Genomic DNA, 1,938 nt, shown 5'->3' on the forward strand with positions numbered 1-1,938 from the left:
GAGCTGTTGGAGTACGCCGCGCGCCCTGCCCGGTCGGTCGGAGCCGCACACGTCTGTACGCCGAAGCCAAGTTCACCGAGTGAGATCACCGAGATGAACAGGGGCCCTCGCCGGCCAGATCGATCACCGTCTGACGCTCCAGCGTTTTCGCGGCGAGCGCGACCCAGATGCAACTATCGAGAATGATTCCCATGGGTGGTGACCTTGATTACGTCCACGAACCCCGCGCCCCGTCATCGAAATCGACTCGGCTCACTTCGTGCCAGACCTGGGTCTTCTGGCTAATCACTTCGCTAATGAGAAGATCGACCATCTCGTTGCTTTTTCGACCAAATTCTGAAAATTCCACGGGCCTGCGGCTCGTTGCGTCTTCACAACGCGACGCGCGCCTTTTGCTCGCTATTCTGCTCATGCACCTATCTTGTCCGTTAATCGCGCTAATACATCTTGTTCAGGACCGGAGGCGATTTTTCGTATTCCGCCCGACCCCCTTCGATGGACCGTCTCGCTACTCCCTGACCCCGAGTTCGGTCACTCCTGCGAAACCCTTTCCCACGGGCATTTTGTGTACTCCTACACGGACCGCCCGCCGGATTGGCGACGAGAAAACCGTTGGCGTACTTCACATCTTCCGTCAGCATCCGTCATTTATACAGAAATGCTAACTGCTCAACTTCGACCCGGCGGTATTAGCAGAAATAGCCACCCACTAGCAGAATTAGCGATCCTCAACACCATCCCTACACAGGGGAGCGGTTCAACCAGACGCAGTACCTCCTTTCAAGGCACCGGTCACACTGGCGCCAACGTGCACGCCTCGTGTCCACAAACCAACCGCTTTGGCGAAGGCGTCGTCGTTGCAACGCGTATGTACTGGCAACGGAAAGTGGCGATTGAGGCGATGCGCTCGTGATGCTGATATCGCCCCACATTGAGTGTAAGCTCACAGGACGTAGTTCTCACGAAAACCTAGGAGACACTGATGGCTGAACAGACAAATCCCTTTGGCGATCTGACAAAGGTGTTCGAGCAGTTCAACGTGCCGGGCGTCGATATGTCCGCGCTGGTCGAGTCGCGCAAGAGAGACATCGAGGCGATCGTCGAGGCAAACAAGTCCGCGTATGACGCGATGCAGGCATTCGCCCGCAAGCAGACCGAGATGCTGACGCAGGCCATGCAGGACATTCAGGCAGCCGCGCAAGTCGGCGCGACGGACCCTGGCAAACACGCCGAAGTGGCGCGCAATGCGTGTCTGAAGGCGGTCGAGGACATCAAGGATCTGGCCGAAATCGCACGCAAGTCGCAAGTCGAGGCAATGGCGGGCCTCACCAAGCGTGCGAATGAACACGCGGCGGAGATCCAGCAGATGCTTCAGCGCAAATAGCCGACACGCTGCGCCCGTTGCGCGAGCAGTCCCTTGCCCTTCTCGTGACGGGGCCGGCAGGGACGTTGGATTATCACTCCCGGGAGAGCATGGCCGCGGCTTTCAACATGCCGGACGAGCTGATTCAGGGCTTCTTCAAATCGGGGCAGAGGTTACTGCAGGCCTACACCGGCGCGTCTGGGGTAGATCGGCGAAGCGCTTTCGACTTCCGCCAGAATCCCCACGCTCGCGCTGGCGCAGGCATAGGCGCATTACTGACAACAGCAGATGGCGCTCTACGCTGGAATGATTGCGAATACCACGGGGCAGAAATCGGAGCCGGCGGTCCAGCTCGAACGCGGTAACCGACGCTCCAACGCCGAAGCCTGGAGAGCGAACCGCTGGTACAGCCTTCTCAAGCAGACGTACCTGCTCAACGCGCGATTGTTCAACGACATGGTCGAGGCGTCCCGCGCCGGCGAGAAGGAAAAGCCATTGCGGCTTTCGCGGTCGTAATGGGGCTACACTGGAGCAATCGAAGCAGGAAAAAGCCATGACGAACTCTGACCCTACAA

The 1,938-nt window shown here is 58.6% G+C and carries 2 protein-coding genes; both read left to right on the forward strand.

What is annotated here, in order from left to right; translation table 11 throughout:
• Positions 1 to 982: 982 nt before the first annotated feature.
• Positions 983 to 1,384, forward strand: a complete 402-nt coding sequence (gene phaP, locus AWB74_RS44230) for a TIGR01841 family phasin (protein WP_061152760.1) — start codon at positions 983 to 985, stop codon at positions 1,382 to 1,384.
• 267 nt (positions 1,385 to 1,651) lie between these two features.
• Positions 1,652 to 1,879: a hypothetical protein gene (locus AWB74_RS48090; protein WP_061152761.1), complete on the forward strand. Its 228-nt coding sequence runs from the start codon at positions 1,652 to 1,654 to the stop codon at positions 1,877 to 1,879.
• Positions 1,880 to 1,938 lie beyond the last annotated feature (59 nt).

The organism is Caballeronia arvi (genome assembly GCF_001544695.2).
Taxonomy (GTDB): domain Bacteria; phylum Pseudomonadota; class Gammaproteobacteria; order Burkholderiales; family Burkholderiaceae; genus Caballeronia; species Caballeronia arvi.